The sequence below is a fragment of the Shimazuella kribbensis DSM 45090 genome, assembly GCF_000428065.1.
Taxonomy (GTDB): Bacteria; Bacillota; Bacilli; order Thermoactinomycetales; family Thermoactinomycetaceae; genus Shimazuella; species Shimazuella kribbensis.
The window spans coordinates 313,343-338,114 of sequence record NZ_ATZF01000001.1 but is presented as its reverse complement, the minus strand read 5'-3'; the positions used below and the strand labels follow the sequence as shown (position 1 = coordinate 338,114).

26 protein-coding genes and 1 riboswitch are annotated in these 24,772 nt (G+C 40.1%); of the genes, 9 read left to right on the top strand and 17 right to left on the bottom strand.

Annotation, left to right across the window (positions count from 1 at the left end; genetic code table 11):
• Positions 1–115: 115 nt before the first annotated feature.
• Positions 116–1,501, bottom strand: coding sequence for a polymer-forming cytoskeletal protein (locus tag A3GQ_RS0101930; protein WP_028775616.1), 1,386 nt, complete (start codon positions 1,499–1,501; stop codon positions 116–118).
• Between the two features lie 240 nt (positions 1,502–1,741).
• On the bottom strand, positions 1,742–2,143 hold the full coding sequence (locus A3GQ_RS23090; RefSeq protein ID WP_051271108.1) for a CD1247 N-terminal domain-containing protein: 402 nt from the start codon (positions 2,141–2,143) through the stop codon (positions 1,742–1,744).
• A gap of 128 nt (positions 2,144–2,271) precedes the next feature.
• Here A3GQ_RS23090 and A3GQ_RS23085 point away from each other — a divergent pair, with 128 nt between their 5' ends.
• The 4 genes from A3GQ_RS23085 to A3GQ_RS0101905 are packed head-to-tail and all read left to right on the top strand — an operon-like array spanning position 2,272 to position 5,547.
• A complete protein-coding gene (locus A3GQ_RS23085) occupies positions 2,272–3,522 on the top strand; it encodes an MFS transporter (RefSeq protein WP_051271106.1) in 1,251 nt (416 codons plus the stop codon).
• 39 nt (positions 3,523–3,561) lie between these two features.
• Positions 3,562–4,329 carry a phosphosulfolactate synthase gene (comA, locus tag A3GQ_RS0101915; protein WP_037463585.1) on the top strand — a complete coding sequence of 256 codons (768 nt, stop codon included), beginning with the start codon at positions 3,562–3,564 and terminating at the stop codon, positions 4,327–4,329.
• Entirely contained in the window at positions 4,326–5,036 is a 711-nt protein-coding gene (locus A3GQ_RS23080) for a 2-phosphosulfolactate phosphatase (protein ID WP_051271104.1), read from the top strand. Before comA ends, A3GQ_RS23080 begins: the two co-directional genes overlap by 4 nt.
• A gap of 55 nt (positions 5,037–5,091) precedes the next feature.
• Positions 5,092–5,547: a DUF441 domain-containing protein gene (locus A3GQ_RS0101905; RefSeq protein ID WP_028775614.1), complete on the top strand. Its 456-nt coding sequence runs from the start codon at positions 5,092–5,094 to the stop codon at positions 5,545–5,547.
• Positions 5,548–5,577: 30 nt separating this feature from the next.
• Here the strand turns inward: A3GQ_RS0101905 and A3GQ_RS23075 are convergent, their stop codons facing one another.
• From A3GQ_RS23075 to aroQ, 10 genes are all read right to left on the bottom strand, one after another.
• Positions 5,578–6,318 carry an ABC transporter ATP-binding protein gene (locus A3GQ_RS23075; RefSeq protein WP_037463581.1) on the bottom strand — a complete coding sequence of 247 codons (741 nt, stop codon included), beginning with the start codon at positions 6,316–6,318 and terminating at the stop codon, positions 5,578–5,580.
• Complete coding sequence (locus tag A3GQ_RS0101895) at positions 6,315–6,941, bottom strand: ABC transporter permease (protein ID WP_245596712.1); 627 nt, start codon at positions 6,939–6,941, stop codon at positions 6,315–6,317. The genes A3GQ_RS23075 and A3GQ_RS0101895 overlap by 4 nt, the downstream gene beginning before the upstream one ends.
• Positions 6,942–7,065: 124 nt before the next feature.
• Positions 7,066–7,356 (bottom strand): thiamine-binding protein, encoded by a 291-nt coding sequence (locus A3GQ_RS0101890; RefSeq protein WP_028775612.1) that lies wholly within the window; start codon positions 7,354–7,356, stop codon positions 7,066–7,068.
• Complete coding sequence (locus tag A3GQ_RS0101885) at positions 7,353–8,354, bottom strand: ABC transporter substrate-binding protein (RefSeq protein WP_028775611.1); 1,002 nt, start codon at positions 8,352–8,354, stop codon at positions 7,353–7,355. Before A3GQ_RS0101885 ends, A3GQ_RS0101890 begins: the two co-directional genes overlap by 4 nt.
• Positions 8,355–8,414: 60 nt before the next feature.
• Positions 8,415–8,525, bottom strand: a riboswitch (TPP riboswitch).
• Between the two features lie 469 nt (positions 8,526–8,994).
• Positions 8,995–10,245 carry a radical SAM protein gene (locus A3GQ_RS0101875; RefSeq protein WP_169818228.1) on the bottom strand — a complete coding sequence of 417 codons (1,251 nt, stop codon included), beginning with the start codon at positions 10,243–10,245 and terminating at the stop codon, positions 8,995–8,997.
• 150 nt (positions 10,246–10,395) lie between these two features.
• On the bottom strand, positions 10,396–11,628 hold the full coding sequence (locus A3GQ_RS0101870) for an MFS transporter (protein WP_028775609.1): 1,233 nt from the start codon (positions 11,626–11,628) through the stop codon (positions 10,396–10,398).
• A 133-nt stretch (positions 11,629–11,761) separates the two neighbouring features.
• Complete coding sequence (locus A3GQ_RS23070) at positions 11,762–13,081, bottom strand: glucose-6-phosphate isomerase (protein WP_037463575.1); 1,320 nt, start codon at positions 13,079–13,081, stop codon at positions 11,762–11,764.
• Positions 13,082–13,284: 203 nt separating this feature from the next.
• On the bottom strand, positions 13,285–13,842 hold the full coding sequence (gene efp / locus A3GQ_RS0101860; RefSeq protein WP_028775608.1) for an elongation factor P: 558 nt from the start codon (positions 13,840–13,842) through the stop codon (positions 13,285–13,287).
• Between the two features lie 22 nt (positions 13,843–13,864).
• Entirely contained in the window at positions 13,865–14,935 is a 1,071-nt protein-coding gene (locus tag A3GQ_RS0101855; protein WP_028775607.1) for a M24 family metallopeptidase, read from the bottom strand.
• A gap of 1 nt (position 14,936) precedes the next feature.
• Complete coding sequence (gene aroQ / locus A3GQ_RS0101850) at positions 14,937–15,377, bottom strand: type II 3-dehydroquinate dehydratase (protein ID WP_028775606.1); 441 nt, start codon at positions 15,375–15,377, stop codon at positions 14,937–14,939.
• Positions 15,378–15,495: 118 nt separating this feature from the next.
• Between aroQ and A3GQ_RS0101845 the strand changes: the two genes are divergently transcribed.
• The 3 genes from A3GQ_RS0101845 (at position 15,496) to A3GQ_RS0101835 (ending at position 17,976) form a co-directional block, all read left to right on the top strand.
• On the top strand, positions 15,496–16,467 hold the full coding sequence (locus tag A3GQ_RS0101845) for a DUF1385 domain-containing protein (RefSeq protein WP_028775605.1): 972 nt from the start codon (positions 15,496–15,498) through the stop codon (positions 16,465–16,467).
• Positions 16,468–16,487: 20 nt separating this feature from the next.
• Positions 16,488–16,754, top strand: a complete 267-nt coding sequence (locus A3GQ_RS0101840) for a hypothetical protein (RefSeq protein ID WP_028775604.1) — start codon at positions 16,488–16,490, stop codon at positions 16,752–16,754.
• 169 nt (positions 16,755–16,923) lie between these two features.
• Complete coding sequence (locus A3GQ_RS0101835; protein WP_028775603.1) at positions 16,924–17,976, top strand: hypothetical protein; 1,053 nt, start codon at positions 16,924–16,926, stop codon at positions 17,974–17,976.
• 54 nt (positions 17,977–18,030) lie between these two features.
• Here the strand turns inward: A3GQ_RS0101835 and A3GQ_RS0101830 are convergent, their stop codons facing one another.
• From A3GQ_RS0101830 to A3GQ_RS0101810, 5 genes are all read right to left on the bottom strand, one after another.
• A complete protein-coding gene (locus tag A3GQ_RS0101830) occupies positions 18,031–18,987 on the bottom strand; it encodes a patatin-like phospholipase family protein (RefSeq protein WP_028775602.1) in 957 nt (318 codons plus the stop codon).
• 63 nt (positions 18,988–19,050) lie between these two features.
• On the bottom strand, positions 19,051–19,512 hold the full coding sequence (gene mntR / locus A3GQ_RS0101825) for a transcriptional regulator MntR (RefSeq protein ID WP_028775601.1): 462 nt from the start codon (positions 19,510–19,512) through the stop codon (positions 19,051–19,053).
• Positions 19,513–19,663: 151 nt separating this feature from the next.
• Entirely contained in the window at positions 19,664–20,119 is a 456-nt protein-coding gene (locus A3GQ_RS0101820) for a hypothetical protein (RefSeq protein ID WP_028775600.1), read from the bottom strand.
• Between the two features lie 100 nt (positions 20,120–20,219).
• Positions 20,220–20,963: a metallophosphoesterase gene (locus tag A3GQ_RS0101815; RefSeq protein WP_051271100.1), complete on the bottom strand. Its 744-nt coding sequence runs from the start codon at positions 20,961–20,963 to the stop codon at positions 20,220–20,222.
• Between the two features lie 442 nt (positions 20,964–21,405).
• Positions 21,406–22,203: a lipoate--protein ligase family protein gene (locus tag A3GQ_RS0101810; protein WP_051271098.1), complete on the bottom strand. Its 798-nt coding sequence runs from the start codon at positions 22,201–22,203 to the stop codon at positions 21,406–21,408.
• 129 nt (positions 22,204–22,332) lie between these two features.
• Between A3GQ_RS0101810 and A3GQ_RS0101805 the strand changes: the two genes are divergently transcribed.
• Positions 22,333–22,776: a Dps family protein gene (locus A3GQ_RS0101805; RefSeq protein WP_028775597.1), complete on the top strand. Its 444-nt coding sequence runs from the start codon at positions 22,333–22,335 to the stop codon at positions 22,774–22,776.
• A 453-nt stretch (positions 22,777–23,229) separates the two neighbouring features.
• Positions 23,230–24,756, top strand: a complete 1,527-nt coding sequence (locus A3GQ_RS23065) for an MDR family MFS transporter (RefSeq protein ID WP_051271096.1) — start codon at positions 23,230–23,232, stop codon at positions 24,754–24,756.
• Positions 24,757–24,772: the final 16 nt, after the last annotated feature.

The window sequence follows — 24,772 nt, the reverse complement described above, 5'->3', positions numbered from 1 at the left end:
TATATCTATCTCTCCAATAAGAAGATATTAGTATTGATGTTTTTATATTTTAATTTTGGGGGCTCCTCCGCTTGGTGCGGAGGAGCCCTTAATAGTATCCTCTCAGAACCTTCTATCAGCTAAACGGCCACCACCAACGACGGCGTGAAGCACGAACAATCGAGGTCCCGATGGAGCACAGCTCTCCAGACAGATACCGCAACCGGAGGACTGCTTCCTTAGAAAGACGATCACCAGTGTCAACCTTCAGCTCGTTGACAACACCCTGAGCCTCGATCTCCCACTTTTCTTGTTCGGAGATACAAGTCAAGGTGAGCGTCTTGGACAAACGCAGTCCATTGACCATGCCAGCATCGTACTTGTGCTGGATCACCTCATTGGTAGACATCGCGCGGAGAAGACCAGCAGTGATCTTGAATCCTGCATACGTAATCTCACCGGCGAAAACATCTCCGCCACGGATATTCGCATAGAGGGACACCTGCTGTTCCGCCTTAACCAAGGCTGCGTTGCAGTTACCGATAGTGACGATCTGGGCTTTCTTGATCGAACCCTTGCTGTAGCCTTCGATCAGGACCTCGTCGGCTTCCAGATCACCTTCGCTGTCACAACGGATAACGATCTTCTTTGCCTTGATCGAACCCTTGCTGTAGCCTTCGATCAGGACCTCGTCAGCTTCCAGATCACCTTCACTGTCGCAACTAATGGCGATCTTCTTTGCCTTGATCGAGCCCTTGCTGTAGCCTTCGATCAGGACCTCGTCGGCTTCCAGATCACCTTCGCTGTCGCAACGAATGACGATCTTCTTTGCCTTGATTGAACCCTTGCTGTAGCCTTCGATCAGGACCTCGTCGGCTTCCAGATCACCTTCGCTGTCGCAACGGATGACGATCTTCTTTGCCTTGATCGAGCCCTTGCTGTAGCCTTCGATCTCAACCGTCTCAGTCGCTTCCAGATCACCTTCACTGTCGCAACGGATGACGATTTCCTTTGCCTTGATCGAACCCTTGCTGTAGCCTTTGATCAGGACCTCGTCGGCTTCCAGATCACCTTCACTGTCGCAACGGATAACGATTTCCTTTGCCTTGATCGAACCCTTGCTGTAGCCTTCGATCAGGACCTCGTCGGCTTCCAGATCACCTTCGCTGTCGCAACGGATGACGATCTTCTTTGCCTTGATCGAGCCCTTGCTGTAGCCTTCGATCAGGACCTCGTCGGCTTCCAGATCACCTTCACTGTCGCAACGGATGACGATCTTCTTTGCCTTGATCGAGCCCTTACTGTAGCCCTCGATCAGGACCTCGTCGGCTTCCAGATCACCTTCATTGTCACCATGGATGATGATCTTCTTTGCCTTGATGGGCTTCAGGTTGTTGCCTTCGATCTCAACCCAATCGTGCACATCAAGAAGGGAGCCGTAGTTGTCTCCTTCGATCTTCGCAGTAAGAAGACCAGAGTAATCCGTATTGTTCGATCCCGAGATGTTCAAGTGAACAGCCATGTTACTAACACTTTCTCTGAGGAAATACTACTAAAAGAAGGAAACCTTCTATTATTTTTATATTATCAGATATTCTTGGTTTGGAATATAAAATTGCGACGCAGTATCATGAAAAAAAGCGAGAAATCTTCTCGCTTGAAAATATGAATAAAATGGAGATCGAGATTCACTCTATGTTAGTTTGCCTCAACTTACAATATAGGTCATACTCTCAAAAGTTAAGCAGGCGTAATTGTGAGTTTAATCCTCTAAATCTCCCAATGTTTCTGCATCACTTGCATCTTCAATGGTAAGAGTTGTATGACAGTTCGGACATAGCAAATCGATTTCTTCATCTTCTAAATCATCGAGATCTACAGCTACATCTTCGCCACATTCAGGACAAGTGATAAGATAGCTGTCTTCGTCATCCTCTTCATCATCATACACTAGCAGTTCCAAATCATTTAAATCCTCATCAATGGCTTCTGCATACTCCTCTAACTCTGCTTGACGAATGTCTAGTTTTTGTGTTGCTTCTACTAGTTCATCCACTACACCAATCAATCGTAAAAGTGCTTTAGCATCAGGACTATTACCAGTTGTTGATCCTTCTAAAAGCCCTTCAACATAAGATATTTCCCTGCGGAGTCGATCATACATGGCTTATCATCCTTTTCGTAATTAGATAAAACTAGTTTCGCCAAATGCAGATTTATCCATTCATGATGCATATAAAACAGGAATATCCAAAAAATAGTATCAATGAACGATAGAAGAGGTGCATTCCAATGATTTCAGCCAAGAAAGCTGGATGGGGAACACTACTCACATTATGTAGTATTCCTATCGTAATGGTTCTCGGCAATTCCATGCTTATTCCTGTTTTCTCCACTATCCAAAGTGTTTATGGAATAAGTCCATCTAAAGTGGGTTTACTTATTACTTTATTCTCTTTTCCTGCTGCCTGTATGATCCCAATAGCTGGATTTCTAGCAGATCGAATCGGAAGAAAAAAAGTGATTATATTTAGCCTCCTTCTCTATGGAATCGGAGGAGTCCTAGCTGGTCTAGTGGCCATCATGGGCGGGGGCTTTGGTTTGCTTCTTGCTACAAGAGTCATCCAAGGAATCGGTGCCGCAGGTACTGCTCCGATTGCGATGGTACTTACCAGTGATTTGTTTGAAAATGCAGAGCGAAGTAGAGCACTTGGTACAATAGAAGCAGCAAATGGAATGGGAAAAGTAATAAGCCCCATTCTTGGTTCAGTAATTGCACTCATAAGTTGGTATGCAATGTTTTTTGTATTTCCGATTCTTTGTATTCCTGCTGCTATTTCCCTTTGGAGACTGATACAAGAACCAAAGATGGAAGACGCTCCAAAAATACATGCTTATTTAAATCAAATAAAACATATTTTCCGTCATCACGGACGATGGCTCAGCATTGCTTTTTATGTTGGAGCAATAACGATGTTCACGATGTTTGGAACACTTTTTGCGCTCTCCCATTTTTTAGAGAATTCGTATGGTATGACAGGTATAAAAAAGGGACTTTTTCTTGCCATACCTCTTTTAGCCCTTTGTATTACGTCCTATTTAACTGGAAACCACATCAAAGATCAGATCGGCAAAATGAAACACTATATTTTAATTGGACTTATCTTATTATCCGTTCCTATGCTGGTCGCTCCATGGACTCAGCATCGCTTTGTGGTGATTGGCCTTTTTGCTGTAATTGGCACAGGTGCAGGATTGATTTTACCTTGTTTAAATATGATGATTACATCTGCAATTCGTTTAAAAGAACGAGGAATGATCACCTCATTGTATAGTAGTGTACGATTTTTTGGAGTCGCCTTAGGTCCTCCTGTTTTTGGAGCATTGTCATCAAGACCATTTGTCCTATATTTTGGTACATCAGGCCTTATTTTGTTGGGATTGGTCCTAAGTTTTGTCTTGATACATCGCCCTCAACGCATACGCGGAAAAGATGATCGATCTCGTATACTTGTCGTAAAAAAACAGCTGCATCCCTCTTAACTGGTTAAGATACAATAAGACTAAGGGGGAATCTATAAAATGGAATGGACGATTTCTGAAAGATTTGTAAAGCCACGAGCCAATGGTGTAACGATGGTGATGGACAAAGGTCTTGGTATCCAAGCATTTGAAGATTTGCTCTCTCTAGCAGCTCCATACATTGACTTTATCAAGCTTGGGTTTGGGACCTTAGCTCTTACACCAGAAAAAATTGCTTCCAAAAAAATAGCATTAGCAAAAAAATACAATGTTGCGATCTATCCAGGCGGGACATTTTTCGAGATTGCATATCTAGAAAAAAAGGTAAATCCCTATTTCCAATGGTTACAACAATTTGGTTTTGAGTGGATCGAAATCTCCAACGGGGTGGTCGATTACCTTCCAGACGAGAGAAATCTACTTATCCGAGATGCAATCGATAAAAAATTTCAGGTCATAACAGAAATCGGAAAAAAACAGGCTGGCAGTAAAACAGAACAACATATGTTAATAGATCAATTCACAGCAGATAGAAAGGCAGGCGCATCCTTTGTTATTATTGAAGGCCGAGAGACTGGAGAGGATATTGGAATATATAACAAACAAGGTGAAGTGGATATCACCTATGTGAAAGAAGTACTGCGTACAATAGATAACTCCAAATGCATTTGGGAAACTCCTAAAAAGGGACAACAAGTAAAAATGATTGAACTTTGTGGAACAGATGTCAATTTAGGTAACATCGCACCAGCTGACATCCTTTCGGTTGAATCGCTCCGGCAAGGTCTTCGAGCAGATACTTTGTTACAAAAGAGGAATCCATCATGAATGTATCCATCATTTTGTACCCAGAAGAAAGAGATTACACTGAGATTTTACAAGGAAAAACAGTAATCGTATTAGATATCCTCCGTGCTACAACCAGTATTGTGACGGCAATGGCACATGGTGCAAAGCAGATAGTACCAGTGAGAACGATTGAAGAAGCCCTCACTTTTAAAGATTCAAATGTATGGATAGCAGGTGAAGACAACGGATTGAAACCCGAATCATTCGACATGGGAAATTCTCCTTATGAATACCGAGTAGAAAAATTAGCTGGAAGGACAATTGTTTTTCGGACACGAAACGGAACACAAGCAATTGTACTATCAAACCCAGCAGATCATTTGCTAATTGGTGCTTTTGTCAATGCTGAATCCTGTGCCAAAAAAGCTGCTAGTTTCCAAAAAGATATTGTTATTTTTTGCTCTGGAACGAGAGGAGAATTCTCATTGGAAGACAGTGCTGCTGCGGGTTACCTTGCTTCTCTTCTTACAAATCAATATAACGCACAATTAGATGATGCTGGACTTTTATTAAGTCATTCTTTCCCTCTTATCCAGCAGAATGATTTTGCTTTGTTAAGGCACAGTAAATCATCTCGAAGGCTAAGAACCATTGATAAACCAAATGATATAGAGGACTGCCTTCAGATGAATTGTTATGATATTGTACCAATGGTAAACAAAGGTATTATATCGCTTGATTCATAAGTTTTGCTGCTTGTACATACATTGGTAACATGTCTTCTCCGATAGGAGCATTTGTATGTATGCAAACTTATTACTCGTCTTGCTTATTATAGTTGGATTAATTGGACGCTCTCCTATCATTGCAACTGCAGCGAGTTTTCTGCTTATTTTAAAACTTCTTAACCTGCAACATTTCTTTTCTGGTGTAGAAAGGCGAGGTCTGGAGTTTGGTTTGTTGTTTCTTACCATTGCTGTTCTCGTCCCCTTTGCATCTGGAAAAGTTTCCATAAAAGATATCGCTCAAATTTTCACGACACTACCAGGGATACTTGCACTTGTTGGAGGTGTCCTTGCTACTTATATGAATGGAAAAGGATTGGATTTACTTAAATTAGATCCCCAATTAGTCATTGGTCTTGTAGTTGGTTCCATCGTTGGAATTGTATTTATGCGTGGTATTCCTGTAGGTCCCCTCATGGCTGCAGGAATAACTGCGTTTTTATTGAAAATTTTTCAATATCTGGCTAGATAGCGATTTTAAAACAAAAAACAACAGACCCAATTAGGTATGTTGTTTTTTTAGTTGGTATTCTATTTTTTGAACAAACTCCCAAAAACCAGTTGTTTCCCGAGCTTGAAATCGCTCCGATCGTGAAAAAGGATTGATGATCTCCTCTGGATTATTTTTTAATAGAGTAGGAAAAAGGAGAATTCGATCTGTGAGTAAAACTGCTTCTTCAATTTGATGCGTGATTAATAGAAAAGTTTGATCGTTATCCATTAGACTAGCTAACCATTGCTGCATCTTTTGACGAGTGAATGCATCGAGAGAAGCGAACGGCTCATCCAAGCAGATGAAAGATTGGCCACTGGCCAATGCCCGCAAAAAGGACACTCGTTGCTGCATACCACCAGATAACTGATGAGGATAGTGATTGGCTACTTGCGCTAAATCAGCTTTTTCAAGCCAATGCATCAAAGGAAAGGAAAGTTGAGATCTTCCAAGTTTTCCTCCAAACAAAATATTCTCTTTCACGGTCATCCACGGGAACAAAGAACTATCTTGGGGCATATATCCTACCAAACCACGCTTTGTTATTTCTTTTTCATTGATCCATATCTTTCCCGATTCAGGAGGATAAAGAGCCCCAAGTAAATAAAATAGTGTACTTTTCCCACATCCTGATGGTCCTAAAATACTAACGGATGATCCTGATTTCACTTCCAGTGATACTTGATCTATCAACCATTGCGACTGCCCTTTGTACCGAAACGAAACCTGATCTAATCTTACATTGCTCATATCCATTTCCTCTTGTGCTTCCACCAATTTTCTAATACACGAATACATATATAGAAGCAGGCGCTTAAACAAACAATGGTTAGAATAGCGACAAAAACTCGATCTGTCCGAAATGAACTTGCCGATTGAGTCATCACCATCCCTATCCCGTGCTCAGTTCCCAGCCATTCTGCAACTACAGCCCCCATGACACTATAAGTGGCAGATAGTTTGCAGCTAGAAAATAAAACAGGGATAGCAGATGGAAAAACAAGATATCGAAATTTTTCCCATTTTGTCGCCCCAGACATCTCCATGTATCGTAATAAGTTGTGGTTCACTTGTTCAAAAGCATCGAGCAAGGAGATGGTAATAGGAAAAAAACAAACCAATACGACCACGAAGAGCTTTGCAGTTACACCAAAACCAAACCAGATCACCAGCAAAGGTGCTAACACAATAATTGGTATGTTTTGACTGAATAAGAGTAGTGGTGTCACCATTTTTTTTAACCAAGGCGAAAAATAAAGCAATACAGCTACGCCCACTCCTACCAAAATGCTAAATAAAAATCCAAGACCAGCAATGATAAACGTAGCTCTCACATCTACAAGATAAGAACTACTTTTTAAGGATTGCCACATTTCCTTCCCCACCTGAAAAGGACTTGGCAATTGCCAAACAGGAAAATCCCCAAAGTAGGTGACAGCTTCCCAAATCATGATTAAGACAACAAGAGAAAGCAATAAGGAGGATACCGAATGTTTGTTATTCGTCATATTTATGAGTCAAGGTAGAGATGGTAATTCCTTCAGGTTTATGAAGGAGCTTCATTTGAAACATTGTTTGGGTAGCACCTAAATCCAACACTCGGTTGTTCATATCCGTTATCAGCTGCAAAAGCGACTCCCAGTCTCCTTCCACAACGGTATCCAAAGCTCCCACACGATAGTTTAAACCAGATGCTTGTATCATTTTTATTGCTTCGTCTATGAGCGCAATAGAAATAGATCTATCTTTGTCTTGTGGTAATATTTGAATGCTAAGTAAGGTATTCATTTTTTCTCTCCTTCTTGAGGAATAAATTGATTGGTGAAAGCTTTTTTCGGATCAAAATTTCCTTCTAGTAATTTATGATCTTTCATCCATTTGGCATATCCACTCCATACCGATTCTTTTTGAACACCCCAGCTTTTCGCATCCGCTTGATATTTGTCACTCAGCCATTTTTGACTTTGATGAACCAATTTGCTATCCAATGAAGGATTTTGTTTCACCAAAATGTCTGCTGCTTTCTCAGGTTGGGAAATGGCAAATTCATATCCTTTGCTCACTGCTTGCATAAATGCTTTTACTGTTGTTGGATCTTGTTTGATTTTGGATTCAGAAGTGATGAGAACTGGTGTATAGTAATCCAATTCTTTGGACTGTTCCGCAAGATAAATCATGTTAAGTTTGATGCCCTTTTGTTCTGCTTCGATCCCCTGCCATCCGTAATAAATCCAATAAAAGTCAATCCCTTGCTGTATGGCTGTAAAAAAATCAGTAGAACCTGCATTGGTAATTTTGACTTTGTTTATATCCCCTTGCTGTTTCTCCATCAGAGACTGTATCATTGCTTTTTCTACAGGAGAACCGAACCCTCCATATTCTTTTCCTTCAAAATCTTTCGCTGTTTTGATATTGGATTTTGGGAGAGAAGCAAATCCAGAAGTATTGTGTTGAATCACAGCTGCGATCGATACAACTGGTACTCCTGCCACTCTCGCTTGCGTAACTCCTTCTTGATAGCTCACGCCAAAATCAGCTTTCCCCGAAGCTACTAACTGCTCTGCGGTAGATTTACCCGGCTGAATGATACGAACATGTAATCCAGCTTGTTTAAAATATTGTTTTACTTGTGCAACGTAAAGGCCTGTGTGATTGGTATTTGGGGTCCAATCCAATACAACCGTCACTTCTTTTTCTTTTTTCTCTGCGCTTTCCGTTGAACAAGCAACCAATCCTAAGAAAAGAACTACGATAAACCCAATAATGCCAAGCTTTTTACCGTTCAACCTAAACCCTCCTAAGTAAAATAAAAAACCATCCTGATCCAAGGATGGTTTAGACGCACACAAAAAAACACAAGTCCTTCCTACGCCGGCATTATCCGGATCAGGTGAAAGGGTCAGTACATGGGTGTACTATCTCAGCCGGCCAAATCTCCAGCCCCCCTGGTTTTTCTATTCATTTTTCAAATGGATTATATATCTTATTCTATAATTTGTCTAATAAAATGTATGAATCAAGCAGAAAATAGGAAAAAAAGTTTTCAAAACATATTGATTTTTTGTTTGTAACCCTGTACAATGAAGTTGTCAGTCCCACAGCAAACAGACAAAAATGCTGTTGGGAGTCCATCTAGCCTTCCGAGAGGAGGTTAAGATGCAGAACCCGTACTTCATGGCTTCCCTCAACTCCGAGCCCAGCGAGTCGCTGGAGGAGAAGGTCGTCCCCGCAATCTTCAACAGCGCGGTCGACGAGGAGGAAGAGGTCGTCGTCTAGTAGGACGCAAGTAGCTCCATGAGGGGTTACTGGCCCCCCTTCAGCATGCTGAAGGGGGGTTCTACATTTGGTTTCCCATTTTTAATATAACATGTTGTGCCCCCTAGGATAATCCTAGGGGGCTAACTGCTTCTCCTCGCTCTTTTGTTTTTATGCTTGGAGTTGACGCAGTTTGTTCATTCGCTCACTTTCCTTCGAGATGTGAGTGAAGAAGACCTTTAGATCCTCGCAATACACAGATGGATTATCGAAACTCCCATTCTTGTAACGGTGGGCATAGTTCCCCCCGCCACACTTTGTGTTGAAGATGCAGTCTCTGCACACCTTGGGCACACCCTTCTTGCCCAACTGGCGATCTTTAATCCCCTGAAGATTTAGGGCTTCGTTGAATGTCGAAGTTGCTACATTCAGCCCTGTATAGGGAGCATTTGCAAATGCAGACTTGAGATCGTCATCCAACTCCATGGAGCCATCCGTCTCGACCACAATGGCACCAAATGGAGACAGCCCGATTTCATCACTTCTACTCTGTCCCATTCGATTCACAGAGATCATCGATCGGAAGAGCGGAATGATTGGACCTGACGGATCCCACTTCCAGCAGTCAAAAATCTTGCACAACCAATCCCCTAGCGGGGTTACCCTATCAGGCACATGGTCGGAGTTTGATACTGTCAGCTTCTCCCCTTGCTGAACGAATTTCTGAACGAACCTCTTCCACCGTCCGATTTCCGGCATCGGCGGAGGAGAATCGTGATTCGCATGAGGAATGAGGAGAATAACTTTAAAGGGAACAGCATCAGAAAGCGGACGGAATTTTTTAAAGGATGGATAGACCATCTCTGGATCGGTATTCACATTGATTGTACACAGAAGACCTGCGTACACATAAAACCCATCAGCCAGCCTCGGACGTGCGGCAAGAAGCTTGATACCCCTTACCGTTCGCTTAAATGCAGGCTTGCCACCTTTCGTTACTCGGAGATGGTTCAACTCAGGAGTGCCACCATCCAGACTGACACCAATGGAGATACGCTCATCCTCCATCTCTCGGATGTTCGCCTCGGTGAGGAGGGTTCCATTCGTCTGAACAGTTGCCTTGACCTGACAATCCTCGCCAACCGCATGCCGAATCTTGCGGATGTAGGTAATCATGGTAAGTTTACCAGCAGAACGAGCCAAGAAAGGCTCGCCTCCATGAAAAATCACCCTGATTACCTTCAGACCATGCGCTCGAACATGCTCTGCAATCGCCCGAGCGGTGTCCTCCATGACCTGATCGGTTACGACTAGGGGCTTCTCTTTCCAGCTCTGATCCGCCCCAAAGTACACATAACAGTATTTGCACCTCAGGTTACAGTCACTATAAACCTTCAGCACAAAATTTGTGATTGGAAACATGGCCTTTCTCTCTACCGTCCACCACCCCATCACTTTTTTCGTCTGAAGTGACGGGATGGAGCGGATTTTAGCTCAAAGGAATCTATTAGATTCCTGAATCCAAGTGTTAATCAACAAACGGGAAACTCTGAATGGAGAATCCCATTTTCATCAGGGAGTTTTCTTCGCTTTCCTCCAATTGGTAGGGGAAGAGATCAGGTTCCTCAACCTGACCTTGTTGTAGTAAACGATGCCGATCAGTGTGAACACCATCAGCGGCAACATCATTCCCAGCATGGTCATGGAAACCATCGCCACAACACAGCCGAGGCTCAGGCTGATGCTGCGGACAAAGAAGTAGGTGTATGCACCTCTTCCCTTCTGCGGAGACTGGGTAATCTCCAAGTAGGTGAACACTCGTACCGCCACACCGATCAAGGCAGCACCGATGATACACAGCGCAGCAACTCCCGTCCAGATGAACAGAAGAGCGATTGCAAACGCAACCAATGTACCGTTGGACACTTCCCAGCTAATCCGCTGCTGAGTGGCTTTGTCTTTCTTTTCCAGCCACTGTGACAGCCTTACCTGAAGCGGGCCACACAGTCCATTGACGAGCTCTCCACAGAAGATCATCGCTACAGCGACCCACTCCTCCATAAAGAACACAGGCCACATCCTCACCGCTTGCGAACCAGCAGCCACCAAAACGTACTTCCACGAAAAATGAATGGACTTGTCCTTGGTGAGAAGCTGCTGGTAGAACGGAAGGCGATCAGTCAACGGCTCCGTAAACTGTTGCTCCTTGACGGCCACCTCTTCCTTCATGTCCTTCACCACAAATGCTGCACAAACGAGAGCAGACATGGACACCGCAAACCATACCGTTGTCCACCCATGATTGACCATAAGAATGGCAATGGCAGCAGAGGCTGAAGCCACGTTATTGAGTGTACCCCAACAACTACGACCTCGACCCCGTGACTTATTGTCATCAGGAACGAAATCCATGTGAAGGCTAGCTGTAATGCTGATAACCGGGAAGTATCCGATCGCCATCAAGATGTACACCAATGTAAACAGCCCAAAGCTATTCACAAAGTTGAGAGCGATCGTTCCCATCATCATCAACGCCAGTCCAATAAGCAGAACTGCTTTCCTGCTCATCGTCCGACCAAGAAGACCGGAAACCCCAGCGAAGAGAGTGCCGAACAGATAAAAGAAGAGGAGGATTCCAGGAACAACCTCTTTTCCTACCTTTTCAGCGACCAACAGATTTGCTCCGAGGATGGTAAACGTCACCCAAAAGGCAACGAAGCTCCCCAGAATATTCGTTTTCCACGTACTTGGGTTAGCCCACTGGAAGGGCTTTTTGAAATCGATATGCGGTAGCAACAAAGCCATTATCTTTCTCTTTCTATGAGTCCTACATATCAAATTCATCATACCACAAAAAAATAAAAATATTCCGTTTAATAATCCTTAATCAAAAAAAAGCCTCTATTTTATTCAAAATAGAGGTTGCTTTCACACCTATTTATTTTTTTGGTTTTCCTAACAACGCAAACATATGCTGTTTATACGCTTCCACACCTGGTTGATCAAAAGGATTTACCCCTTGCAAATAGCTACTGATCCCACAAGCTTTTTCGAAGAAATAAACCAGTTGTCCAAAGACAAAGCTGGATAATTCGGGAACTTTCACTATTAAATTAGGAACACCGCCTTCCGTATGTGCAAGCAATGTTCCTTCAAAAGCTTTTTCATTCACAAAATCCATTGGCTTTCCTGCCAAATAATTTAAACCGTCCAAATCTTGATCGTCTTTTGGAATCGTAATTTGATGTTCCGATTTATTGACATATAAAACCGTTTCAAATAGATTGCGTAAACCTTGTTGAATATATTGACCCATAGAGTGTAGATCTGTTGTGAATTGAACAGATGCAGGAAATACCCCTTTTTGGTTCTTTCCTTCACTTTCACCGAATAATTGCTTCCACCATTCTGCAAAATAGGCCATTGCAGGCTGATAAGTGACGAGCAATTCCGTCGTATACCCTTTGCGATATAGTACTTGACGAGAGATGGCATATTGATAACAACTATTTTTATCCCACTGTGCTAGAGAATAATCATTCATCGCTTGTGCAGCTCCAGCTAACATCGCGTCTGTATCAAGACCAGATACAGCTAGCGGTAGTAGTCCTACAGGAGTTAGGACAGAATACCTTCCTCCGATATCATCTGCGATCGTGAATGTTTCATATCCTTCTTCATCAGCTAAGCTTTTGAGTGCACCTCTTGATCGATCCGTTGTCGCATATATTCGTTTGCTCGCTTCTTCTTTCCCATAACGTTTTTCCATATATTCTCGAATAATCCGAAAAGCAACCGCTGGTTCTGTTGTGGTACCAGATTTGGAAATGACATTGACACTGATATCTTTTCCTTCCAGCAAGGAATATAAATCTTGCACATAGTCACTGCTGAGATGATGTCCTAGAAAATATACTTCTGGTCCTTTTCGACTTTTTTTGGGCAATTGATTATAAAAACGATGGTGTAGCATTTCAATAGCGGCTCTGGCACCTAGGTAAGAACCACCTATCCCGATTACGAGCAATACATCCGAGTTTTCGCGAATCCTTTTTGCTGCTGTTTTCAGACGACTGTATTCATCTTTATCGTATGTTTTTGGCCATTTTACCCATCCGAGGAAATCCGAACCTGCTGCTTCCGAGATTTCTCCTTGCAATTTTTTGTCTGCTAACCCCGCTTCTGCTGCTAATTGACTTAATTCCTTTTCTTCCATAAAAGAAAGGGCGTGTTGATAATCAAAATGGATGGAACTCATTGAAAGACCTCCCATGAGTAAGCTATATGTATATTGAATTCACTAATATTTACCTACATCATCATACCATATACAAGCGGAATTCAATTCTTTTGTACAGAATGTAATCATGAATCAAATCTATATTACCCCTTACAGAATCCAATAATGCGAATAAAAACACAAAAAAATAGATCGCGCAAAAGCGCGATCATCCATCTTAACTATGCTCTAGAAATATAAGCACCATTACGTGTATCAACGATCAAACGATCTCCAACATTTACAAAAAGAGGGACTTGAACACTAAAACCAGTGGATAATTTGGCTGGTTTACTTCCGCCTGTTGCCGTATCGCCGCGAATGCCAGGATCTGTTTCTACAACTTCTAGCTCTACGGTGTTTGGCAACTGAATTCCAATCGTTTCTTCCTTGTAGGAGACAATCTGGACTTCCATGTTCTCTTGTAAAAAGTTAAGTTCATACTCTAAGCGATCTTCTGTTAAACTGATTTGATCATATGTCTCATTGTCCATGAAGGTATAATCGCCAGCACTTTCATATAAAAACTGCATTCGACGTGTTTCTACTAACGCTTTTTGAACTTTTTCTCCTGCTCGAAACGTTTTTTCTTGGATATTTCCATTACGCAAGTTACGAAGTTTGGATCGAACGAATGCTGCTCCTTTTCCTGGTTTTACATGTTGAAATTCGATTACAGACCAAACATCATTGTCGATTTCGATCGTTAGACCAGTTTTAAAATCGTTTACACTAATCATAATTGCTATTTCACCTTTTCACCTATAAAATAATTAATTCTTTTGATAAACTCGTCAACACTTTGTATCCTTCTGATGTAATGAGAATATCGTCTTCAATGCGTACACCAAACTGATCCTTTATATATATGCCAGGTTCTACTGTGACAACCATTCCTGGTTCCAAAGTATCTTCACTGGATTTTCCGATCCTCGGAAATTCATGGATGTCTAATCCGATACCGTGACCTGTACCATGACCAAAACAATCTCCATAACCAGCCTGACTTATGTAATTTCGTGCGATAGCATCTGCATCACTAGCTCGCATACCCACTGATAAACTTGCAATCGTTTTCTCATTTGCTACACGTACAAGTTCATAGATTTCTCGTTGTTTCTCAGAGCAGGAACCTATGGCGATCGTGCGTGTGATATCAGAAGCATATCCTTGATAGTAGCATCCAAAATCGAAGGTCACCAATTCTCCTTCAGCAATTGCTTTGTTAGAAGCTACCCCATGTGGTAAAGCGGAACGAGCCCCTGAAGCTACTATCATATCAAAAGATAGACCACTTGCACCACGTTCTCTCATCAACCATTCCAATCGAAGAGCAATTTGTTTCTCTTTCATACCAGGTGATAACTCCGTCAACAATTGCTTAAACGAATCTTCCGCGATTTGGATTGCTTCTTGTATATAAGATAATTCCTTTTCTTCTTTTTGTCCACGAATCTCCTCAATAAGGTTACTGGAGGGTAGTAAGATTATTTTATCTAGGACAGTCCGTAATTCCTCATAGTCTGAAAAAGTTAGGTGATCTGTTTCGAAAGTAAGAGCAGTAATTGCTAAACGGCGGCAAGTATTGGCTACTTCGAGAAACATTTGATTACCAATATGCTCCACTACTTGAAAATCCGGTGCTTGTTCTCTTACTTGTGATAAATATCGAAAATCGGTAATGAGAAATGCATCATCAGGCGTTACTAAGACAACACCTGATGACCCTGTAAAACCACTTATGTAATAGCAATTACGACGATTGGTAACAAGCAAGGCTTCTATATCATGTTTCTTCATCTCGTTTTGCAATTTGGTTAATCGTTGATTCATCCTAGACTCCTTCTATCCACTCTCGCACCGCTTCCAATGCTAGATCATAGCTTTTTGTACCAAAACCAACGATCTGCCCCTTACATGCTGGCGCTATAACAGATGTATGACGAAAAGGTTCTCGAGTATGGACATTTGATATGTGTACTTCAATTACAGGTACCGAAACAGCTTGTATAGCATCAAAAATAGCATAACTATAATGAGTGTAGGCTCCTGGATTCATAATAATAGCATCATATTTACCCATCGACGCGTGGATTTGATTTATCAATTCCCCTTCTATGTTAGATTGGAAAGTATCCACATGACAACCCCATTTTTCCCCTTTTTCCATTAAACGATTATTCACATCATCTAGTGTTTCCGAACCATAGTGTTCAGGTTCTCTCTTTCCTAGTGTGTTTAAATTAGGACCATGCAAAACCAAGATACTTGGCATTCATTCCCCTCCTTGTCTCTTCCATATCTTATCATATTGTTGTTTCGACTATGGGTTTAGATAAATATGGTACAATAGGAGAAACTTAAATTGCAGGAAATATTAAGGTGGTGCATCTATGCCTGAAAACGTTGTCCCTTATGGCGGACAAGCCGTCATCGAAGGCGTTATGTTTGGGGGACGAAATACCCAAGTTACAGCAGTTCGACGTAAGAATGGTGAAATAGAAACACTCGAATTAGAAAAAAAACAAATTCCATGGGTCAATACCCTTAAAAAAATCCCTCTTCTTAGAGGCTTAGTCTCTTTGATTGAGGCTAGCGCCAGTGGTGCCAAACATCTTCAATATGCTACTGAATTGTATGAACAAGATGAAGAAGAAGGAACTACAGCAAAGAAAGTAGAAACAAAGAAAACAGGAAAACTTGAAATGATGATCGGGGTGGCGATCATTGGTGTATTATCTCTCATTATAGGAAAAGTTATTTTCACTGTACTACCGGCTGCCTTAGCAAGTTGGATTTTCGACCCCTATATTAAAAATATGATCTTACAAAATTTGATTGAAGGCGGGATTAAAACAATCTTGCTCCTCAGTTACTTGTGGGGAATATCTAGAACACCTATCATGAAACGCGTTTTCCAATATCACGGAGCAGAACATAAAGTAATTAGTGCATATGAAAACTTAGAAGAATTAACGGTTAAAAATGTACAGAAGTACTCGACTTTACATTACCGTTGCGGCAGTAGTTTTATGATTTTCACAGTCATTGTTGGGGTAATAGTATATTCTTTCTTCACATATGATTCTGTCTGGGATCGTGTCTTAACTAGATTGCTTTTGTTACCAGTCGTGATTGGCCTCTCGTTTGAAGTATTAAAATTAACGAATGCCGCTCGTGATATTCCTATCCTGCAATATCTTGGATATCCAGGACTCTGGTTACAAAAATTAACTACTCGAGAACCAGATGATGAACAAGTAGAAGTAGCAATTGCAGCCTTTCAACGTATGCGCCAATTAGATGAAGCCTATATCACTAAAAACCAATCCTCCTCGACTGTGAAAGAATCTGTTCAAACCTAAGCGAAAGGGTGAAAAGATCCATGAAAAGAGAAACCTCACAAAAAGTGGCTACATGGATTATATTTTCGTTTATTGGTATTGCACTCTTGACAAAACTAGTTCAAAATCCCATCCCTACACTTGTATTTCTCGCATTCGTCGGAGCAATATTTTATTTATATAAGTTCCCACCAAAATGGCTCACGAATCTCACAAATCAAAGTAGAAAAACAAAAGTAGCATCAAAAGGGAAAAAACGAAAAAAATATCCATTTCGAGTAATAGACGGAAAGAAAAAAAGCAGTTAGGGTAAAAAAACACCCATAAAAGAGATTAATACTCTTCTATGGGTGTTTTCCTTTTATTTGTTAACAATTTCATCACCAATTCAACGAATACCAAATTGACTTTTACGAATGTTTGTACTAAAATTAAATGCGTACATATGATTCCATTTTTGCAATAAGGAGAGACACCATGGCGAAAATCACCGAAAAAGATACAAAAGCTACAATACTTAGTGCATTACGTCTAGCAGAAAAAACAATAGGCGAGTTAGAAAAAGGGAAACTAAAAGCGGAACAAGAAACGACACAAAAGAAAGCCACAGAAACGATAAAAAAAGCAGATACGATGGTAGAAGTAAGTATGGAAGACAAAATCACGGATCTTTCCAAATCCATCAATCAAATTCTCGGTAAAATAGGAGAAGATATTTCGACAGAAGCAAGCAATCTTCAAACAATTAAAGATGCCATCGCATTAAAAGAAACAGAGTTAAAAGATTTATTTGGAATTGAAAAACAAGCCAATACATTAGCCGCTCTTGTAGATGCACATCAAGAACTAAAATTAGCACAAGAAAAAGAGTTAAAAGAAGCAAAAGAAGAAGCTACAACAACACTAGATAATATTGAAACTTTAATCAAAACCAAAAATGAAGAATATCACGTATTAATCAAAGAACAAGCGAAAGAGTTGCAACAAAAGCAAAAACGAGACGATGATGAATTTATTTATAATGCTGCAAGAAGGATAAAATTAGAGAATGATAAATTGGAAGACGAACTGACTGCAAAAAGAAAAGAGTTTCAATTGGAATTAGATAATAAAAACGCAGAACTAACAGTGTATAATAAATCATTGGATGAACGACAAGTAGAAATTGAAAAACGGGAAGAGAAAATCGACAAATTGGATGCAGAAATAGAAGCTTTCCCTGCTAAACTTGCAGAAGTTAAAGCTGAAGCAGATGCAAAAGCAAGTGCTGAGATTAAGAGAGTTCTCGCTATTCGCGAATCAGCAATGAAGAAAGAAGTAGAAGCAGATAAACGTATTCTTGAATCAGAAAGAGATAACTTGAAAACGCAACTCGAAGCTTCTTTGCAAGTAAATGGCACCTTACAAGCAAAACTGGATGAAGCATACAAACGTATTCAAGAAATGGGTATTCAAATGGTATCTAGTTCCAATGAATCCAAGGCATTTGACAAAATTGCATCCCTTGTTTCTGAAAAAAATAGCAAATAAGCAACAAAAAAAGTCCAAGTTCTCTTCCAATGAACTTAGACTTTTCTTTCTTTATTAACCAATAAATCTTCGTTTATTTTTATTATTTGATAAATCCATCTTACTTCGCATTTCCAAATATCCAGAGAAAGTAAATTTGGTAAAAAAGTCCTCTGCTGCTTTTACTCCTGATTGAAACAAAGCTTCACGTTTTTTCATATCGATGGAAAAATCAGTTATTTTAACATTTAATGATGGTACAGTTATCGTTCTTACTTGATCTTGTTCCCGAATATTCCGATTATCATGAGCATCCATCATTGTTTCAAAAAGAGCTTTAAACATACTGACAGGACTATCGATATTATGTCCTGTTGGAGGATCATCAGAAGTTAATCGAAAACCAAATGTTGGCCATTCCGGGTTATTTGAATCGAACAACCAAATAGGATAATTGCTCAGAACCGCACCATCGACCAAATAACAACTCTTGTTAATTTGGTTGTTTTCCAATCGGGCTGGTTCAAAAAAGAAAGGAATACTGCAACTCATTCTTACTGCTTTGGCTACTGAAAAACAGGAAGGATCATGTCCATAAACAGCTAAATCTTGAGGAAATACGAGAAGGTTTTCCAGTGTGATATCGGAAACAATAACATGAAGCTTTGTCTCTTTTGACTCTAAATCTTTAAACGTCTTTACACCTTTTTGTGCTAATAAGTGTTCCAACCATTTTTCCAATCGATTTGTTGGATGAAGTCCCTTTTTAAACCAAAGACGGGCGCCAGGTCCAAGGAATGGAATATAATCATACCAAGTTGGAGCCAAAAAATCAGCAAAGTTCTTCTGGATCATGATTTCATATAGTTCTTGACCTGAGTAACCAGCAGCAAGAAGTGCTGCCAGTATTGCTCCTGCAGATGTTCCTGCTACCCTTTTCCAGCGATAACCCTTTTCTTCTGCCACACATAATGCACCAACAAGGCCGATACCTTTGACCCCACCACCCTCAAAAACTGCATCTGCCCACATCCATTACACCTCCAAGCCTTTGTACCAATATATGTAGAAAACAATCCCCTAGAATAAAATTATCTAGGGGATTGTTTTCTCCTGAGATTTAAGATCTTCCAGATCCTCATAATCATCAGTTTCGGATGTGATTTTTAATTGTTGTTTTATTGTTCCATTCTTTTCTATCACTTCAACTAAATTTTCGATACACGTAATGGAATTCCAACTGAGATGATGCTCTATACCTTCCACATCATCATATACAAATTCTTCTTTTACACCAATTAATCGAAGGAATTGTTCTAATAATTCATGTCGACGAACCAAACGCTTACCCATTTTTTTCCCTTTTGCAGTAAGCATCAAACCTCTATATTTTTCGTAGACCAAATACTGATTTTGGTCCAATTTTTGCACCATTTTGGTCACCGATGAGGGATGCACTTCCAACGCTTCTGCGATATCGGAAACACGGGCGTAACCTTTTTGATCAATTAATTTATAAATATTTTCCAGATAGTCTTCCATGCTAGGCGTTGGCATGTAAGCAAAACCCCCTGAGACATGTTTAATAAATAGCAAATACTATTTTAACACAATTCATGAACAGATCGTAAGGCGAAATATTTACATCCATTTGCTAACTACGTAAAAATCAAACATTTTCAAAATCATGTGTATTTAAAACCATTTCTTATACAGTATGAGCAGCAAGCCGAATATAATCTACAAATACAGTACCTTTTACACTCGAGAAGACAACAGAAACAGACCTTGTCTGAGCTGGTGGGGGAGGAACAATATTAAAATAAGATTTAAATGCGAGCTTTTTTGCCCGTGGCAGGATAATTTGTAGTGGTGTAGACCGTATAATATTCCCGTGATTATCCAAATAACTAACTGTTGCAAATAAATTCGCATTCAAACCGCTTGGAGTCACATTCAGTAGCCGAAAATACAAATAATAAGCACAGCCTTTTTGGATGGTAAGAGCTTGCCTTTGTTTGAGTACACTTCCAGTTCGTAATAGCGCAGAAGAATCATTTTTATATACAGGGTTCTTTACTATTTTCACATTAGTTCCCGTCCAAGGTGCTAGCCCTGTTCGAAAACCGCCATTAACAATAATATTTGTATTGGTACAAGCCATCAAAAACTCCTCCCATTCCTCTGATCTACTACTTTATGCAAAGGCGGTATGGAGTGATTGGGGCGAAATACAAATCAAGCCTGTTTTACGCAACAGGCATTTACGACATTATCTGTATGGGGGAAAAATGCAAAGCATCACAAGATACTAGTTTCAATTCGATCCCATTAATTTTTCCTTCTATTGCATCAAAAATAGACTTACCATGCAAATGACCATAAATACAATATTTCACTTCATACTGCTTCATCAATTCCCAAAATCCAGAAGTGGTACTATTTTTATTAATAGGTGGATAGTGAAGCATTACGATGATTTCCTTGTAAGAATGCCTTGCTACTGCTGTCTCCAATGCAAGACGTAGTCTTCCAACTTGACGATCATATATTTTCCGATCATCCTCTTCCACAAAATAACGATCAGTTGGCAACGTCCAACCTCTTGTCGCGCAAATTAATTTCCCTTCTACAATGGTAAAATCAGCATCAAGCCATTCCATGTCCGCAGGAAGAATATTTCTAATTTTGTTTTTGCTATGATAGTAATACTCATGATTACCTGGAGATAACACTTTATGACCAGGCAGCTGAGACAACCACTCTAAATCATGTAAAGCATCTTTTTGCTTTAATGCCCAACTAATATCGCCTGGGATAAGTACCGTATCGCTATTCGTAATACTTTTCCTCCAGCTATCACGGATTCGATCATAGTGTTTTTCCCAGCCAAATAACTCCATTGGTTTTGTTATATCATTTTCCGGATCTATTTGGTCAATATGTACAGGTTTATTAAAAGAAAGATGGAGGTCACTTATTGCAAAAATGGCCACTCGATTACCCATTCCCTTCTATACTTATCTTCATTATAGTCTTGCAAGTGGAAAACCCACGGTTTGAATCGTGGGATGAAAGCGAGCGTCAAACGAGGGAGGTTTCTACCTCTCACAAGTCTGGCAAATTTTTCAAAAAAACACTTTACAAACATACATTCTGTTGTTAAACTATCGACAGTTGCTCTTTGAAAAGTGGATAGGATATAGGGTTGTGTAAACCAATCGTTTTGCACGTAAAATGCTATGCGTACCGAAAAATGGCTAGACTGAAATGCGAAAACCAAGCAGTAAGTCTATGCTATGACGAAAGCAACAAAACTCTGTTCAACCGTGGGACACACGGAGCTAGCTTGGTAATGAAGTAGTCATTAGACTACCGTCCCAAGAATCCCTTGGCTTCAGCCATGTGGAGTGTCAAAACAGGAATGTATCACAGGATTGAAGCAATTCCCTATCTTTTCTCATTCCACGCACTTGTACTATATTTTGTTTCTGCTAGTTCCTTGGCAAGATTCCATTCATAAGGAGTAAGCTTTTGTTCCTCTAATGAAATAGCTAGTCCCTTTTCAAAACCGGATAGCATAGCATGGATTACCTCACCGATAGTGACCCGCCTTCCGCACAACTGCGATAAAGTCCCCAAGTTTTCTTCAAAACTTTTTTGACTTTGTTCTGACGGAAAGGAAAAAATATCATAAAAATCTTGCCAATGAAAGTCGATCAATATACTCCCATGTTGTAACAAAACACCATGTTGTCTTGTCTGTGCACTACCGATAACCTTTCTTCCTTGTATCAAAAATTCCTCTGAACCAGGAGCATCGAAACAGGCGGCGGAGGATATGTTTGTCTGAATAGAAGAATTTGTATCATCCACTTTTAACATCATATGATTTACACCAAGCTCCAAAGCTTGGTTGATTTTGCGATAAGTCCCTTTAACTGAAGATGAAACCAAATTATACTTTTCAGAAACGATTACACTATAGGTAAGTTCTTGATCATGGAAAACCGCTCTTCCACCAGTGAGCCTTCGAACAAATCCAAGGTTTTTTTCTTTTCTTGTTTCATGATCTATATGTTTTTTCGCATGTTGAAAATACCCGATACTCAAAGTTGCAGGATTCCAACCATAAAAACGGATAGTAGGTGGAACCAAATCTTTACTATGTGCAAGTAAGATCGCTTCATCCACTGCCATATTCCAATCAGGATTGCCTACTTCATAGGAAATATATCTCCATTTCATACTCATTTCTACTCCTTTTTCTAGATCACAGTATATCAAAAAATAAGAATAAGTTCCTAATCCTCTGGAGAATTAGGTGTTATAAAAGTGGGCATACATAAAATACTATACAGGAAGGAGCCTATACAAATGAATCCATCTTTACAAGAAGCACTCAATAAACAAGTGGCAAACTGGAGTCTTCTCTATACCAAATTTCATAATTATCATTGGTATGTGCAAGGGAATACCTTTTTTGAACTTCATCAGAAATTTGAGGAATTATACCACGAAGCGGATAGCACTTTGGATGAATTAGCAGAAAGACTTCTGGCAATCGGAGGAAAACCTGTAGCTACTTTTCCGGATATTTTAGCTAATACTAGCCTCCAAGAAGCTAGTGGAAACGAAAGATCCGAACAGATGGTTCAGCAAATCGTAAATGACTTTGAACAAATAACGAATGAACTTCGTGACGGAATACAATTGGCAAATGAAGCAAATGATGATCCAACTGCTGATTTATTAACAGGTATCTTAACAAAAATAGAAAAACATAGTTGGATGTTTGGCGCATACCTAGGAAACGAATAATCAGCCGCTAGTGAAAGAAAAAACGTTTCGATTATGGTTCCAATAATCGAAACGTTTTTTTATCATTTTTGCACCGAGAATACCTCCATCTTCCAAAAATATGGGTATTCTCGGTGCGTCAGACGAGGGAGGGTTTCAACCCTCTTGCAAGTCTGATCCTTTTTCTAAATACGCTTCCGCCAATTGCCCCATGATCTTACTTGCATCTGGTGGGCTTGTAGTTTTTTAGTCACAAATAGTTTAATTGTTATTTCCAATTGGGTTTAAGTTAAAATCAGCCTACACCTCCTGATTTTTATTATTTCAGAGGAAATTCTTCTTCAAAAAACAATATCCTCGTCTTGATCGAAAATCGTTTCTTAGTAACACGAAATGTTATATCATTACTGTATAAGAATTCATCTAAAGTCTAATTTTCTATGTTGCGACGAAAGAAACGAGGTTACAAAAATCATGACTTCCTACACACCAACGGAAACACTATCCGCAAACACAACAAAAACAAAACGAACACACGTTTTTGTTTTTCTGCTCATAACGATGTTTATGATATCGATTGAATCGACCATCGTAGCTACTGCTGTACCCGAAATCGTAGCAGAATTAGGAAATTTCTCCGCTTATAGTTGGGTATTTTCTTCTTTTTTATTGATGCAATCTGTCACTACTCCAATTTACGGTAAACTATCTGATATTTTCGGAAGAAAACCCATTTTTTTAATTGGTACGATTATATTTTTAATTGGATCATTGCTATGTGGAATGGCAACATCGATGGGACTCCTTATCTTTTATCGTTTTATTCAAGGTATAGGAGCAGGAGCTGTCATGCCAATTGCTACCACACTAGTAGGAGATTTATATTCTCTTGAAGAACGTTCCAAAATACAAGGTTACTTATCTAGTGTTTGGGGGATTTCTTCTGTAATCGGGCCACTTGCAGGTGGATTAATCGTCCAGTATGTCAGTTGGGCATGGGTATTTTGGGTCAATATTCCACTTGGTATCGCAAGTTTAATTGGAATTAACATGTACTTACATGAGCAAGTGGAGAAAAAGAAACCATCAATCGATTACCTTGGTGCGAGCTTATTCTCGATTTCCGTTTCCGCTTTAATGCTGATTTTGATTGAAGGTGGCTCCAATTGGGGTTGGACCTCATTTCCTACGATCTCTTTATTTGTAGTCTTTGCCATTACGATGGTGCTTTTTCTCAAATGGGAAACCATCGCTAGTTCTCCAATGATGCCACTATCCTTATGGAAAAATAAGCTTATCGCGGTTTCCAATATATCAACACTATTAGCTGGTGCATCGATGATCGGATTGGCTAGTTTTCTACCTACTTACGTCCAAGGAATTATGGGTTCATCTGCACTTGTTGCAGGATTTGCGTTAACCGCAATGTCTGTAGGATGGCCAATAGCCGCAAGTGCCACAGCAAAATTATTTCCTAAAATCGGCTTTCGTTACACTGCTATCCTAGGTGGTATTTTCCTTATTCTTGGTTCTATCTTTTTTATTACCCTCGATCCAATGAAAGGTCCTATTTGGGCCGGAATAGGTTCATTTGTCATTGGTGTGGGGATGGGTTTTGCCACCTCTACTTTTACCATTTCTATCCAAAGTAGCGTTGGATGGGAAACAAGAGGTGTAGCAACCGCTTCTAGTATGTTTATGCGATCCGTAGGTACTACATTAGGGACAGCCATTCTTGGAGGAGTTCTCAATCTTCAACTGAAAAATTACTTAGGACAACATCATGCAAGTAATTTAAAACTTTCTTCGATTGATGCAGCAAATATTTTACTTGATCCCATCAAAAAAGGGCAACTGAGCAATGAAGCTCTTCACCTTCTTCAGAATGGACTACAAACAGCTCTACATACAGTATTTTGGGGCGTCGGTATTTTTGCAGTTCTTACTTTTTTCTCCACTTTATTTTTTCCTTCTATTCAACTGAAAAAACAGCCGGAATAATCCCGGCTGTTTTTGT